This window comes from Tepidicella baoligensis (assembly GCF_013432195.1).
In the GTDB taxonomy this organism is placed as follows: domain Bacteria; phylum Pseudomonadota; class Gammaproteobacteria; order Burkholderiales; family Burkholderiaceae_C; genus Tepidicella; species Tepidicella baoligensis.
Genome location: NZ_JACCDB010000002.1, coordinates 1 through 11,955, shown reverse-complemented (window position 1 = coordinate 11,955; position 11,955 = coordinate 1). Strand labels below are relative to the sequence as shown.

The following is an 11,955-nucleotide window of genomic DNA, read 5'->3' as shown; positions in this document are numbered from 1 at the left end:
CTGAGGAGGTCGATGGACCCGTGGCGGGAGTGGAGACTCACGGGCTGCCCAGGCGAACGGCTCAGAGCCGCGGCCCCTGAGGCGACCGCGACTGTGCGCTTCCCCGTGGTGGCCCACGTCGGCCTACAGCCGCGCCGTTCGACGCGGTGGTGTCTGCGGCCTATCGCCAGTCGCGCACAGGCTGAAATTCTAGCTCAGGAGGCCTGGGCCACGGCCGGCAGATTGTCCTGCTTGGCCTCGGCTTCGAGCTCCACGCCACCCGGCGCCGTGGGAATAGGGGCGGGCGCAGCCGTGGTGGCAGGCGGGGTGCGGCGCTGGAACGCGTTGAAGCCCACGCGCTGCCCCTGGGCCACGCGTTGCAGGCGTTCGTGTTCGGACAGCACCCGATCGATGTATTCGCGGCCGTCGGTGGTGACGGCGCCCACGTAGAGGCGCAGCCCGCCTTCGACAGAGCCGGCACGGCGTATGGCTTCTTCCAGAACCATGGCGCCCACACGGAGGTTGGTCACAGGGTCGAAGGCCGCCATGGCGCCGCCAAAGCCTTCGAATTTGTCGGTGTGCACCCGTGTCATGACCTGCATCAGGCCGTGTGCACCCACCGGGCTGGCCGCAAAGGGGTTGAAGCGCGACTCCATGGCCATGACGGCCAGGATGAGTTTGGGATCGACGCCTATCTTGCCTCCGACGTCATAGGCCTCGGCCACCAGAGCGCTCAGCGGCTCCTTGGCCACGCGGTACTTGCGGCTCAGCCAGTCGGCGATCAGTGCTTGGTGCTCGGGCAGCTCGCTGGGGTCGGCCACGGTGACGCGGTCGATGGCGCTGGGATCGACGCCGATACCGTTGGCGGCGATCTGTCGATCCATCAGCCAGCCGAAAGCGAGTTCTTCGGCGCTGTCGCGAAGGTGAGGTTGCGTCAGCAGAATGCCCGCGCCCAAGGCCAGCACGAGGCCCAGCACAGCCATGCTGTTGCGGGTGATGGTCAGAAAGCCCTGCATCACGCCCGTGGCGGCTGTGTGCAGGTGTTGGAAAATCCCGCTAGGGCGGGGTACGTGTGGCGCTGTCATCGCACGCTCCTTTCTGGGTGTGGCCTGCGGCGCCGGAAGGCCGACAGGTCGCACTCGATTGGGGGTCGCCATTGAAAACCCTGGCGGGTCATCAACTTAGCCGGGGTCGGCAGCGTCCTAGGGTTAATACCAAGATGGATTTGGCGCGGATGGTACGGGCTCGTAAATTACCTGTCAATACTTTAAAAATCGTTTTTTATTCATATTTAGAATAGAAATCATCGCTTCGGGAGGCGCGGTCCTCGATAGTGGAAAAAAACAATGAAGCCGATAGCCGTCATAAAAAAAATCAGATGGGCAAATCCGCGCTCAACCGCTACAGTCAAAACCGTCTGCAGCAGCGCCCAACTGATCAGTTGTTGCAGGCCACTGCCCGCAACGGGGTCCGCCCCGTTGCCTGGCAACAGAATGGAAGCAATCACTTGCTTCCGGCGTGGTGTGACGAGCAAACTCCGCCTCGCCCCTCGGCACAGGACTCAGTCCGGCCGATGACCCCGGTGGGTGCAGCCTGCCGGGGTCGATTCGTTTGTGGGGGCGTCAGGTGCCGGTGGCGCGGCGGCGCACGGCGTCGATGTAGGCCTGGCCGTCGGGTGGCCGCCCACTGCGCTGGCTTTCCCACAGCATCTGTCCGAGGCACTCCATCACCTGGTGATGTGCGTCGTGCAGCGAGTCCAGCCGGGCCGCCAGCAGTTCGACCGCCTGACGGATACCTGGTGGTTGGTCGATGGAGCACTGTTCGCTGATGCTCAGGTGCATGGCCAGGTGGAGGAAGGGATTTTCGCGGCTGGGGTCTGCGGTCTGCATCTCGGCCAGGGCGCGATCGAGATCGGCCAGATCGCCGTGGTATTCCGGGTGCAAGCGGATCCATTCGCTGGCCAGCACCTCGATCGCTTCCATCGGAAGCTCTCGGGTGAGTTTGTCGTAGGTGCCGCAGAAAAAGCGCCGGACATCGGCCTGTGAGGGTTGGAACATGGCCGTATTGTCGCTGGTTCAGGCCTTCCAGGCCGGCAGGTTCCAGTTCCGCCACATGGCCAACGCCCGCAGCCCGAAGGTCACGCCCACGCAGATCATCAAGGCCTGGCCGGCCGAGCCCGTCCACGTCCACCAGCCCACGTAGGCCCAGCCCCCGATGAAGGCGCAGACCGCGTAGGGTTGGTGGTCCTGGAAGGCGCGCGGAATGTCGTTGCACACCACGTCGCGCAGGACGCCGCCGAACACGCCCGTGACCACCCCCATGAGCACCGCCACCAGCGCGGGCGAGCCGGTGTGCAGCGCTTTGCTCACACCGGCGGCCGCAAACAGCCCCAGGCCGAGCGCGTCGGGCCATTGCATGGCGCGCTCCGTGGGTTCGAAATGATGGTGGCGCATGAAGGCCATGGCCACCACGCACAGCCCCATCAGCAGCCACAGCCAGTGGACGTGCTCGACCCAGAAGAAGGGACGCTGATCCAAGAGCAGGTCGCGCAGGGTGCCGCCGCCGAAGGCCGCCAGGAAGGTGACGGTGAACACGCCCACGGCATCGAGCCGCTTGCGCGCAGCAGCCAGCAGGCCAGAGAGGGCGAAGGCCAGCACCGCAGCCGCCTCGATGGCGATGCTCAGTCGGTGGGCCCAGAGGGACAAATGGTCCATGGACACAGATGGTAGAGTGTTTTTTGTGAGCTTTGCACCCATCACCGATCCTTGGTTCTATGCCGTGGCCATCCCGGCGGTCCTGCTCATGGGCATCAGCAAGAGCGGATTTGGCTCCGGCTTCGGTGCCCTGGCGGTGCCGATGATGGCGTTGGCGGTGACGGTGCCCCAGGCGGCGGCCATCATGATGCCGCTGTTGCTCGTCATGGACATCCTCGGCATGGCGGCATTGCGGCGCGACGTGGATTGGCGGCTGTTCCGTTTCCTGGTGCCGTTTGCCTTGCTGGGCACGCTGATCGGCACCTTGCTATTCAGGTGGGTGGATCCGAGGCTGGTGGCGGGCCTGGTCGGCCTGCTCACCCTGCTGTTCCTTGCGCAAAGGCTGTTGTTCCCGCCCCGGCCCGATGCGCCGCCTCCGCCGCGCTGGGTGGGCGGCATCCTGACGGTGACCTCGGGATTCACCAGCTTCATCGCCCATGCCGGTGGCCCGCCGCTCAACGCCTACGTCATCCCGCTCAAGTTGAGGCCCGTGGTGTTCACAGCCACCATGGCGTTCTTGTTTTTCGTGGTGAACCTCTCGAAGTGGGTGCCCTATGCCTGGCTGGGCCTGTTCGACTGGCGCAACTTCGCCACCTCGCTGGTGCTGATCCCATTTGCGCCGCTCGGGGTCTGGGCTGGCGTGGCGCTGGCCCGGCGCATCCAGCCTGTGTTGTTCTACCGGATGGTGTACCTCGGCATGTTTCTGACCGGTGTCAAGCTGGTGTGGGACGGCTGGTTCGGATAAGGTAACGCTTTTTTGGAGGGGTGACATGAGCGTGATCGTCGTGGCCAATCCCAAGGGCGGTGTCGGCAAATCCACCTTGGCGACCAACGTCGCGGGCTATCTGGCTCGCCGGGGGCATTCGGTGATGCTGGGTGACGCCGACCGGCAGCAGTCTTGCGGTCAGTGGCTGGCGTTGCGGCCGCCGCAGGCCCGGCCCATCGTGACCTGGGACGCCAGTGCGAGCGATGTGCTCAAGCCGCCGCGGGGCACCACCCATGTGGTCCTCGACACCCCGGCCGGCCTGCACGGCAAAGGTCTGAAAGAGGTGCTCAGGCGTGCCGACAAACTGCTGATTCCCCTGCAGCCCAGCGTGTTCGACATTCTGGCCACCCGTGCCTTTTGGGACGAACTGCAAGAGCGCCGTCGATCCGCCGCGCTGGATATTGGGGTGGTGGGTATGCGGGTGGACAGCCGAACGCTGGCCGCCGACAAGCTGCGCGCCTTCATCGAGTCCCTGGACCTGCCGGTGCTGGCCTATCTGCGTGAAACCCAGATCTACATCCATCTCGCCGCCCAGGGCCTCACGTTGTTCGATGTGCAGCCCAGTCAAGTCCAGCGCGATCTGGTCCAATGGGAGCCGATCTGCCGCTGGCTGGACCGTTGACGGGTCTGGCCTCAGCCTTGTGCGGTCCTTTGTCCCGCCGACGACAAGCGCCTGGATGGTCCGCGTTTAGAGTGGCGGCATGCGTTCTTTTGCCACCCTAGACGAACTCGCCGCTCTCGTGGGCCAGACCGTGGCCATCAGCCCTTGGCTGGAGGTCACGCAGGAGCAGGTCAACCGGTTTGCCGACGCCACAGGCGACCATCAGTGGATCCACACCGATCCCGAGCGCGCCCGCCAAGGGCCGTTTGGTGCGCCGATCGCGCATGGTTTCCTGACGCTCTCTCTGATGCCCCGCTTCCTGGAGTCCTCGTTGCGGGTGGAAGAGGTGCGCATGGGAGTGAATTACGGCATGAACCGGGTCCGTTTCACGGCGCCGGTGCCGGTGGGCAGCCGCCTGCGCGCGGTGCTGAAGCTCAAGGCGTGCGAGCCCATCGAGCCCCGGGGGCGTCAGCTCACCTGGGATGTGACCGTGGAGCGAGAGGGGGGCGACAAGCCCGCCTGTGTGGCCGAATTTCTGGCGCGGCTGTACGCCTGAGCTATATGCCTGAGGTGCCGGCAAACCCCTGTTGTCGCCAGGCCTCGTAGGCCACCACCGCCACCGCATTGGACAGGTTCAGGCTGCGCTGGCCGGCCCGCATGGGCAGCCGTAGCCGCTGCGATGCTGGAAACGCCTCTAGCACATCGGGAGGCAGCCCGCGCGTTTCGGAACCGAACACCAGCCAATCCCCCGGCTGGAAAGCGGCCTCGTACACCGACCGGGTGCCTCGGGTCGTCAGGGCGAACAGGCGGTCGGCGCGTGGCCGCTCGCGCTCGGTGAAGGCGGCCCAGTCGGCGTGCCGGCGCACCTCAGCGTACTCGTGGTAGTCCAGTCCGGCGCGCCGCATCAGCCGGTCTTCCATGGAAAACCCGAGCGGCTCGACCAGATGAAGGGTGCAGCCGGTGTTGGCGCACAGCCGAATCGCATTGCCGGTGTTGGGCGGAATTTCGGGGTGAACCAGGATGATGTGGAACATGGGGCCGGGATTATTCCATGTCCATCCTTGGGGCCGCATCCTCCGTGGTCTGTGGCGGTGGGGTGCGGGCGAACACCAGGGCACTGACCGAAGCGGCACCCGCTGCCCGCAGATGCAGCGCGGCGGCTCGCAGGGTGGCGCCAGTGGTCATCACGTCGTCCACCAGCACCCAGTGTCTGTTCCGCAGATGGCCCCCCCACCGAGGGGAGACTTCGAAGGCTTCACGGGCGTGGGCCGCGCGCTCCTCTTGCGTGAGCCAGTGTTGTTCTCGCCGTGTTTCCCGGCGTGACAGCGCGCCGGGAAACACCGGGCGTCCGGCTGTCCGGCCCAGGCTTTTGGCGAGTTCGGCCGCTTGGTTGTAGCCCCGGTCCAGCAGTCGGCTGGTGGCCAGCGGAATGGGAATCAGGCCGTCGGCGGCGCTGAGCAGCGCAGTCGCTTGTGGATCTTCCAGCATGAGGCGCGCCATTTCGCGTGCCCAGGCGGGCTGAGACCTGAATTTGAACTGGGACACGATATCGTTCCAGGGCCAAGCGTAAGGCACCCGAGCGATGCAACGCTGCAACGGCGTCGGGCCGGACTCGGTGCAGCGAACACACAGAGCCAGGCCTGGGGCCAGAGGCAGGGCGCAGGATGGACAACGGGGCAGCAGGCGGGCGTAGTCCTGACGACAAGACGGACAGAGGGCATGCGCCGACCAGGCGCGGCAGAGCGCGCATGCCGTCGGCGGTGTGAGCCACGACCGCCATGCCTGAAATCTGCCTCCCATGCCCGCCACTATACTGGCTGACCGCCTGGATGCCTCTCATGACCGATGCCACCGTACCGGGCCCCGTGCCTGACCTCGACCCCGTTGCCGCCCGCCGCTGGCGTGAGTGGCCGCGTGCCAGCAGCCCCTGGCTCAGCGAAGAAGTGGGGCGGCGCATGGCGTCCAGGCTGGACTGGATACGCCAACGACCGGCCGCCTGGGTGGATTGGAACCCTGTGCTCGGGGGGGTTGAGGCACACCGTACGCTGGCGGCCCGCTATCCCGAAGCCCCGGCGAGGCTGGCCGGGGATGAAGGCATGCACACCTGGCGGGCGGCGGGGTTGATCGCGCTTGGCCCCGAAGGCGCAGGGCGTCCCTGGTGGCGCCGATGGCTGGGCGGCGCCTCTGCAAGCCCGCGGTCAGCGCCGCCGGAGCCGGGCCAAGCCGATCTGCTCTGGGCCAATCTGTCGTTGCACCTGTACGAGCACCCCATGACCGTGCTGCAGTCCTGGTACCAATGGTTGCGTACCGATGGCTTCGTCATGTTCTCCTGCCTGGGGCCGGATACCCTGATCGAGCTGCGCCGTGCCTATGCGTCGAAGGGCTGGCCACCGCCCCTGCAGCCCATGACCGACATGCACGACTGGGGGGACATGCTGGTGCAAGTCGGATTTGCCGAACCCGTGATGGACATGGAGCGGCTCACACTGACTTACCCGGATGCCGAGCGCCTGCTGGCCGATCTGCGCGCAGGTGGACGTAACCTGCATCGGCATCGGCGTTCGGGCCTGAGCGGACGCGGGCATGCCCATGCGGTTCGGTCTTTGCTGGAGCAATCGCTCCCGCGCAACCCGGACGGGCAGCTGTGTGTGACGGTGGAAGTGATCTACGGCCATGCCGTCAAGCCAGCTCCACGGGCGCGGTTGAGCGCTCACACCCAGGTGCCGCTGGACGACATGCGGGCCATGCTGCGCCGCCCGCCGGATGCGGGCCGCTGAAGCCTTGGGGCCGTCACGGAACTTTTTCCCGGCTGCTTCCATAGGGGATGCTAAGTACGCTGCGAAAGCGCGGCTACAATTGACATAGATCAAAGCAGGCCGGCTGCGCAGTCGGCCTGTTGCTGTATGGCAGGGGTCATCCCAGTGTCGTGCGCTCAGGGAATGCCCCGACACGGAATGTTAGAAAAATTTGGTGTAATTGGCATTGATATAAATCAATGCTTATATTTGAGGCGAAAAAAGTGAGCACGATGAAGAAAGCAGTTCATTCGTTGCGCCGGCGTTGGGCCAGCGCGCAAGGCGCCGTGGCCACGATGACGCTGGGTGCGGCGGCTTGGTGGTCCACCTCGGCCCATGCGGTCGGTAGCCTTGAGGGCGGTCCTCAAGTCAGGGGTCTCAATTTCCAGCCTGCCGCCAGCCGCATGGCCGAAGAACTGCACAGCCTGCACTGGTTCATGCTCGCCCTGTGTGCCGTGATTTTCGTGCTGGTCTTCGGGGTGATGTTCTACTCCATCCTGAAGCACCGCAAATCGGTCGGTCACAAGGCACAGGAGCTGCCCGAGCCGCTCTGGGTGGAACTGGGCTGGACCATCGTCCCGCTGCTCATCGTGATCGGCATGGCCCTGCCGGCCACCAAACTGGTCGTGGCCCAAAAAGACACCACCAATGCCGACCTCACCATCAAGGTCACGGGCATGCAGTGGAAGTGGGGTTATGACTACCTCAAGGGCGAGGGCGAAGGCATTTCCCTGCTGCAGACGCTCGATCCGGAACATCGCCGCATCGCCGACGAAGGGGCCCGTGGCGTCAAGTTGGACAACTACCTGCTCAAGGTGGACAACCCGCTGGTCGTCCCGGTGGGCAAAAAGGTGCGCATCATCACCACCGCGACCGACGTGATCCACGCCTGGATGGTGCCTGCCTTTGGTATCAAGCAGGACGCGATTCCCGGTTTCGTGCGCGACAACTGGTTCCGTGCCGAAAAGACGGGCGACTACTACGGCCAGTGTGCCGAGCTGTGCGGCAAGGAGCATGCCTTCATGCCCATTCACGTGCGCGTGGTGTCTCAGGACGAGTACACCGCCTGGGTGCAGGAACAGATGGCCGTCATGGCCGCCAAGGCCGATGACCCCAGCAAGGTCTGGACGCTGACCGACCTCGTCGCCCGCGGTGCCTCGGTGTATGCCGCCAACTGCGCTGTTTGTCACCAGGCCAACGGTCAAGGCGCCGGCCCCTTCAAGCCCCTGGACGGCTCGGCCATCGTGACCGCTGAAGACCAGTCCGAATTCCTGCAAATCATGCTCAATGGCAAGGGTGCGATGCCTGCCTGGCGCCAGCTCTCCGACACCGAACTGGCCGCGGTGATGACCTATGCCAAAAACAGTTGGTCCAACAATACCCAGCGGTTGATCCAGCCCGCCGAAGTGATGGCGGCTCGGTGAGCGCCCGACAGAACATTTGAAACGAGGAAAACGCCATGAGTGCAGTTCTTGATCACCACGACGCTCACGCGCACGATCACGACCACCACGCGCCCAGCGGTTGGCGCCGCTGGGTCTATGCCACCAACCACAAAGACATCGGCACGCTGTACCTGCTGTTCAGCTTCGTGATGTTTCTCTTCGGTGGTGTGCTCGCCCTGGGCATCCGCGCCGAGCTGTTTCAGCCGGGCCTGCAGTTGGTGAACCCCGAGCTGTTCAACCAGTTCACCACCATGCATGGCCTGATCATGGTGTTCGGTGCCATCATGCCGGCCTTCGTGGGCTTTGCCAACTGGATGATCCCGCTGCAGATCGGCGCCTCCGACATGGCCTTTGCGCGGATGAACAACTTCAGCTTCTGGCTCATGGTCCCGGCGGCGATCATCCTGGCCGCCTCGTTCTTCATGCCCGGTGGTGCTCCGGCTGCCGGCTGGACCCTGTATGCACCGCTGACGCTGCAGATGGGGCCGTCGATGGATGCCGCGATCTTCGCGTTGCACATCCTGGGCGCCTCGTCGATCATGGGGGCCATCAACATCATCGTCACCATCCTGAACATGCGCGCTCCCGGCATGACGCTGATGAAGATGCCGATGTTCTGCTGGACCTGGCTGATCACCGCCTACCTGCTGATCGCTGTCATTCCCGTGCTGGCCGGCGCCATCACCATGACGCTGACCGACCGGCACTTCGGCACCTCCTTCTTCAACCCCGCCGGCGGTGGTGACCCGGTGATGTACCAGCACATCTTCTGGTTCTTCGGCCACCCCGAGGTCTACATCCTGATCCTGCCGGCTTTCGGCATCGTCAGCCAGATCATCCCGGCGTTCTCCCGCAAGCGGCTGTTCGGTTATGCCTCCATGGTGTATGCCACCGCCTCGATCGCCATCCTGTCCTTCATCGTGTGGGCACACCACATGTACACCACCGGCATGCCGGTGACCGGCCAGCTGTTCTTCATGTACGCGACCATGCTGATCGCCGTGCCCACCGGCGTGAAGGTGTTCAACTGGATCGCCACCATGTGGAAGGGCTCGATGACCTTCGAGACCCCGATGCTGTGGGCCGTGGGCTTCATCTTCGTGTTCACCATGGGCGGCTTCACCGGTCTGATCCTCTCCATGGCTCCGCTGGACCAGCAACTCCATGACACCTACTACGTGGTGGCGCACTTCCACTACACCATGGTGGCCGGTTCGCTGTTCGCGTTGTTCGGCGGCTTCTACTACTGGGCACCCAAGTGGAGTGGCGTGATGTACAGCGAAGTTCGCGGCAAGATCCATTTCTGGCTGTCGCTGATCTTCTTCAACATCACCTTCTTCCCGCAGCATTTCCTGGGTCTGGCCGGCATGCCGCGCCGCTATGCCGACTATCCGATGCAGTTTGCTGACTTCAACATGCTGTCGTCCATCGGTGCTTTCGGCTTCGGTCTGATGCAGGTCTATTTCCTGCTCTTCGTCGTGCTGCCGGTGATCCGTGGCCAGGGTGCCAAGGCCCCCCAGAAGCCCTGGGAGGCGGCGGAAGGTCTGGAGTGGGAGGTGCCTTCCCCGGCGCCGCACCACACCTACGAAACCCCGCCCAAGCTGGATCCGACGGCGACCCGCGTGATCGGTTGATCGGGAGCGTTTCGTGCCGGTTTCGCCTGAAAAGCGCAGGAGCAACGTGAGGCTGGGGCTCATCCTGGCTTCCGTGGCCTTGGCCTTCATGCTTGGTTTCGTGGCCAAGTTTCTACTCTTCAGTGCCTGATTGAGCCCATGTCGTTGCGCAAGGAAAACCTGAAGATCGTCGGCAAGCTCGCGGTGGTGGCGCTGGGCATGTTTGCTTTCGGCTATGCGCTGGTACCGATTTACCGGGCCATCTGCGAAGCCACGGGCATCAACATCCTTGCCCTGTCGGAGCGCAGCGTACCGGGGCTGACCCCGTCGCTGCCGGCCAACACGCAGGTGGACACCAGCCGGACCATCATCGTGGAGTTCGACACCAACGTGCGCGGCCCCTGGGACTTCCGGCCGTTGGTGCGCTCGCTGGAGGTGCACCCGGGGCAACTCACCACCGTGATGTACGAATTCCAGAACATCCAGGGGCGCACCATGGCTGCACAGGCCATTCCCAGCTATGCGCCGCGGCAGGCGGCCCGGCATTTCAACAAGCTGGAGTGTTTCTGTTTCACCCAGTACACGCTGGAGCCGGGCGAAAAGAAAGAGTGGCCGGTGGCGTTCGTCATCGACCCGCGGATTCCGCGCGATGTCACCACCATCACCCTTTCCTATACCTTTTTCGAGGTCGGTGGCAAGACGCCCCCTGCGCCGCAAGCCATGGTGGACGTGGTGCCACCCTCTTTGAACCAAGGGGCTCATGATGAGTCGGGCAAGGTATGAAGCAGCGCCCCGTGCCTGGTCGGCCATCCCGATGGTGGGCCACGGTCAAAGCCGTGCTCTGGAGTTTTCTGGGCTTGCGCCGTCGCCAAGACTTTCAAGAAGACATTCAGCAGCTCACCCCTCTGCATGTGTTGATCGTGGGGCTGGTGCTGGGTTTTCTGTTTGTCATCCTGCTGATGGTGTTGGTCCGCTGGGTGGTTGGCTGAGCCTCATTGGGGTACGCCAGCCGATCCATACCGTATCGAATTCATAAGCGAAAGCAACAATAGGAGTGAGCATGTCTGCAGCAACGCATGGCACAACGCCGTACTACTTCGTGCCCGGTCTGTCGCGGCATCCGTTCATGTCGGCGTTCGGGTTGTTTTTTGTCATCCTGGGTGCCGGTCAGTGGGTGAACGGGTCGGCCTGGGCACCCTATTCGGTGGCCTTCGGCCTGGTGTGGTGGCTGGTGGTGCTGTATCAGTGGTTCCGTGACGCCATCGCCGAGAGCGAGGGCGGGCTGTACGGGCGCAAGATCGACATCTCCTACCGCTGGAGCATGACCTGGTTCATTTTTTCGGAGGTCATGTTCTTTGGCGCCTTCTTTACCGCCCTCTGGTGGGCCCGTGCCCATTCGGTGCCGACGCTGGGCAATATCGAGCACGCGCTGCTGTGGCCGGACTTCCAGGCCGTCTGGCCATCGGTCATGGCCGGCATGACCGCATCGCCCGCCGGTATCGTGGAGCCTTTCCAGACCATGGGCCCCTTCTGGCTGCCCACCATCAACACGGCGCTGCTGCTGTCCTCGGGCGTGACGCTGACGATCGCTCACCACGCCATCCAGGACGGCAACCGCAGCAAGACCATCGCCTTCATGTGGCTGACGGTGCTGTTGGGCTTCGTTTTCCTGTGCGTGCAGGGCTATGAGTACTACCATGCCTACACCGATCTGAATCTGCGTCTGGATTCCGGGATCTATGGCTCGACCTTCTTCATGCTGACCGGCTTCCACGGTTTCCATGTGTTCGTGGGCATGCTGATGCTGCTGGTGATCACGTTGCGCCTGCAAAAAGGCCACTTTACCAAGGAGCGGCACTTCGGCTTTGAAGGCGCCGCCTGGTACTGGCACTTTGTGGACGTGGTCTGGTTGGGCCTCTACATTGTGGTGTACTGGATGTGAGCCTGATCAGGCCAGCCAACAAAAAAGCGCCTGGCGGCGCTTTTTTGTTGTGCGCCCAGCA

General features: G+C 63.9%; 16 protein-coding genes and 1 riboswitch. Of the genes, 10 read left to right on the top strand and 6 right to left on the bottom strand.

Annotated elements, in window-relative coordinates; all coding sequences use genetic code 11:
• Positions 1 to 39: 39 nt before the first annotated feature.
• Positions 40 to 184: riboswitch (ZMP/ZTP riboswitch) on the bottom strand.
• A gap of 10 nt (positions 185 to 194) precedes the next feature.
• From HZS63_RS02925 to HZS63_RS02910, 4 genes are all read right to left on the bottom strand, one after another.
• Complete coding sequence (locus HZS63_RS02925) at positions 195 to 1,064, bottom strand: lytic transglycosylase domain-containing protein (protein ID WP_180682559.1); 870 nt, start codon at positions 1,062 to 1,064, stop codon at positions 195 to 197.
• A 218-nt stretch (positions 1,065 to 1,282) separates the two neighbouring features.
• Positions 1,283 to 1,486: a hypothetical protein gene (locus HZS63_RS02920; protein ID WP_180682558.1), complete on the bottom strand. Its 204-nt coding sequence runs from the start codon at positions 1,484 to 1,486 to the stop codon at positions 1,283 to 1,285.
• A gap of 115 nt (positions 1,487 to 1,601) precedes the next feature.
• Complete coding sequence (locus HZS63_RS02915; RefSeq protein ID WP_180682557.1) at positions 1,602 to 2,036, bottom strand: DUF1841 family protein; 435 nt, start codon at positions 2,034 to 2,036, stop codon at positions 1,602 to 1,604.
• An 18-nt stretch (positions 2,037 to 2,054) separates the two neighbouring features.
• Entirely contained in the window at positions 2,055 to 2,693 is a 639-nt protein-coding gene (locus HZS63_RS02910; protein WP_180682556.1) for a trimeric intracellular cation channel family protein, read from the bottom strand.
• Between the two features lie 25 nt (positions 2,694 to 2,718).
• Between HZS63_RS02910 and HZS63_RS02905 the strand changes: the two genes are divergently transcribed.
• The 3 genes from HZS63_RS02905 (at position 2,719) to HZS63_RS02895 (ending at position 4,655) form a co-directional block, all read left to right on the top strand.
• Positions 2,719 to 3,477 (top strand): TSUP family transporter, encoded by a 759-nt coding sequence (locus HZS63_RS02905; RefSeq protein WP_180682555.1) that lies wholly within the window; start codon positions 2,719 to 2,721, stop codon positions 3,475 to 3,477.
• A 25-nt stretch (positions 3,478 to 3,502) separates the two neighbouring features.
• Positions 3,503 to 4,120 carry a ParA family protein gene (locus HZS63_RS02900; protein WP_180682554.1) on the top strand — a complete coding sequence of 206 codons (618 nt, stop codon included), beginning with the start codon at positions 3,503 to 3,505 and terminating at the stop codon, positions 4,118 to 4,120.
• A gap of 79 nt (positions 4,121 to 4,199) precedes the next feature.
• The gene (locus HZS63_RS02895) at positions 4,200 to 4,655 is read left to right on the top strand and encodes a MaoC family dehydratase (RefSeq protein WP_180682553.1); all 456 of its coding nucleotides are present in this window, start codon (positions 4,200 to 4,202) and stop codon (positions 4,653 to 4,655) included.
• 1 nt (position 4,656) lies between these two features.
• Here HZS63_RS02895 and trmL read toward each other — a convergent pair whose 3' ends face one another.
• Positions 4,657 to 5,133 (bottom strand): tRNA (uridine(34)/cytosine(34)/5-carboxymethylaminomethyluridine(34)-2'-O)-methyltransferase TrmL, encoded by a 477-nt coding sequence (gene trmL, locus HZS63_RS02890; RefSeq protein ID WP_180682552.1) that lies wholly within the window; start codon positions 5,131 to 5,133, stop codon positions 4,657 to 4,659.
• Positions 5,134 to 5,143: 10 nt separating this feature from the next.
• Entirely contained in the window at positions 5,144 to 5,644 is a 501-nt protein-coding gene (locus HZS63_RS02885) for a phosphoribosyltransferase family protein (RefSeq protein ID WP_180682551.1), read from the bottom strand.
• 293 nt (positions 5,645 to 5,937) lie between these two features.
• Here HZS63_RS02885 and HZS63_RS02880 point away from each other — a divergent pair, with 293 nt between their 5' ends.
• The 7 genes from HZS63_RS02880 to HZS63_RS02855 all read left to right on the top strand — a co-directional run bounded on the left by HZS63_RS02880 (position 5,938) and on the right by HZS63_RS02855 (position 11,894).
• Complete coding sequence (locus tag HZS63_RS02880; protein ID WP_180682550.1) at positions 5,938 to 6,876, top strand: class I SAM-dependent methyltransferase; 939 nt, start codon at positions 5,938 to 5,940, stop codon at positions 6,874 to 6,876.
• A 251-nt stretch (positions 6,877 to 7,127) separates the two neighbouring features.
• A complete protein-coding gene (coxB, locus tag HZS63_RS02875) occupies positions 7,128 to 8,318 on the top strand; it encodes a cytochrome c oxidase subunit II (protein WP_180682549.1) in 1,191 nt (396 codons plus the stop codon).
• Positions 8,319 to 8,353: 35 nt separating this feature from the next.
• Positions 8,354 to 9,973 carry a cytochrome c oxidase subunit I gene (ctaD, locus tag HZS63_RS02870; RefSeq protein WP_180682548.1) on the top strand — a complete coding sequence of 540 codons (1,620 nt, stop codon included), beginning with the start codon at positions 8,354 to 8,356 and terminating at the stop codon, positions 9,971 to 9,973.
• 13 nt (positions 9,974 to 9,986) lie between these two features.
• A complete protein-coding gene (locus HZS63_RS13850; protein ID WP_343039942.1) occupies positions 9,987 to 10,103 on the top strand; it encodes a cytochrome oxidase small assembly protein in 117 nt (38 codons plus the stop codon).
• 8 nt (positions 10,104 to 10,111) lie between these two features.
• Positions 10,112 to 10,735 carry a cytochrome c oxidase assembly protein gene (locus HZS63_RS02865; RefSeq protein WP_180682547.1) on the top strand — a complete coding sequence of 208 codons (624 nt, stop codon included), beginning with the start codon at positions 10,112 to 10,114 and terminating at the stop codon, positions 10,733 to 10,735.
• Positions 10,732 to 10,941, top strand: coding sequence for a DUF2970 domain-containing protein (locus tag HZS63_RS02860; protein WP_180682546.1), 210 nt, complete (start codon positions 10,732 to 10,734; stop codon positions 10,939 to 10,941). Before HZS63_RS02865 ends, HZS63_RS02860 begins: the two co-directional genes overlap by 4 nt.
• 71 nt (positions 10,942 to 11,012) lie before the next feature.
• Positions 11,013 to 11,894, top strand: a complete 882-nt coding sequence (locus HZS63_RS02855) for a cytochrome c oxidase subunit 3 (RefSeq protein WP_180682545.1) — start codon at positions 11,013 to 11,015, stop codon at positions 11,892 to 11,894.
• The last annotated feature ends 61 nt before the right edge of the window (positions 11,895 to 11,955 follow it).

Bases quoted from the DNA above. Each gene is read 5' to 3' on its own strand.
- HZS63_RS02925 (WP_180682559.1), bottom strand. From the start codon at position 1,064: ATGACAGCGCCACACGTACCCCGCCCTAGCGGGATTTTCCAACACCTG.
- HZS63_RS02915 (WP_180682557.1), bottom strand. From the start codon at position 2,036: ATGTTCCAACCCTCACAGGCCGATGTCCGGCGCTTTTTCTGCGGCACC.
- HZS63_RS02910 (WP_180682556.1), bottom strand. From the start codon at position 2,693: ATGGACCATTTGTCCCTCTGGGCCCACCGACTGAGCATCGCCATCGAG.
- HZS63_RS02900 (WP_180682554.1), top strand. From the start codon at position 3,503: ATGAGCGTGATCGTCGTGGCCAATCCCAAGGGCGGTGTCGGCAAATCC.
- HZS63_RS02895 (WP_180682553.1), top strand. From the start codon at position 4,200: ATGCGTTCTTTTGCCACCCTAGACGAACTCGCCGCTCTCGTGGGCCAG.
- trmL (WP_180682552.1), bottom strand. From the start codon at position 5,133: ATGTTCCACATCATCCTGGTTCACCCCGAAATTCCGCCCAACACCGGC.
- HZS63_RS02880 (WP_180682550.1), top strand. From the start codon at position 5,938: ATGACCGATGCCACCGTACCGGGCCCCGTGCCTGACCTCGACCCCGTT.
- coxB (WP_180682549.1), top strand. From the start codon at position 7,128: ATGAAGAAAGCAGTTCATTCGTTGCGCCGGCGTTGGGCCAGCGCGCAA.
- ctaD (WP_180682548.1), top strand. From the start codon at position 8,354: ATGAGTGCAGTTCTTGATCACCACGACGCTCACGCGCACGATCACGAC.
- HZS63_RS02865 (WP_180682547.1), top strand. From the start codon at position 10,112: ATGTCGTTGCGCAAGGAAAACCTGAAGATCGTCGGCAAGCTCGCGGTG.
- HZS63_RS02860 (WP_180682546.1), top strand. From the start codon at position 10,732: ATGAAGCAGCGCCCCGTGCCTGGTCGGCCATCCCGATGGTGGGCCACG.
- HZS63_RS02855 (WP_180682545.1), top strand. From the start codon at position 11,013: ATGTCTGCAGCAACGCATGGCACAACGCCGTACTACTTCGTGCCCGGT.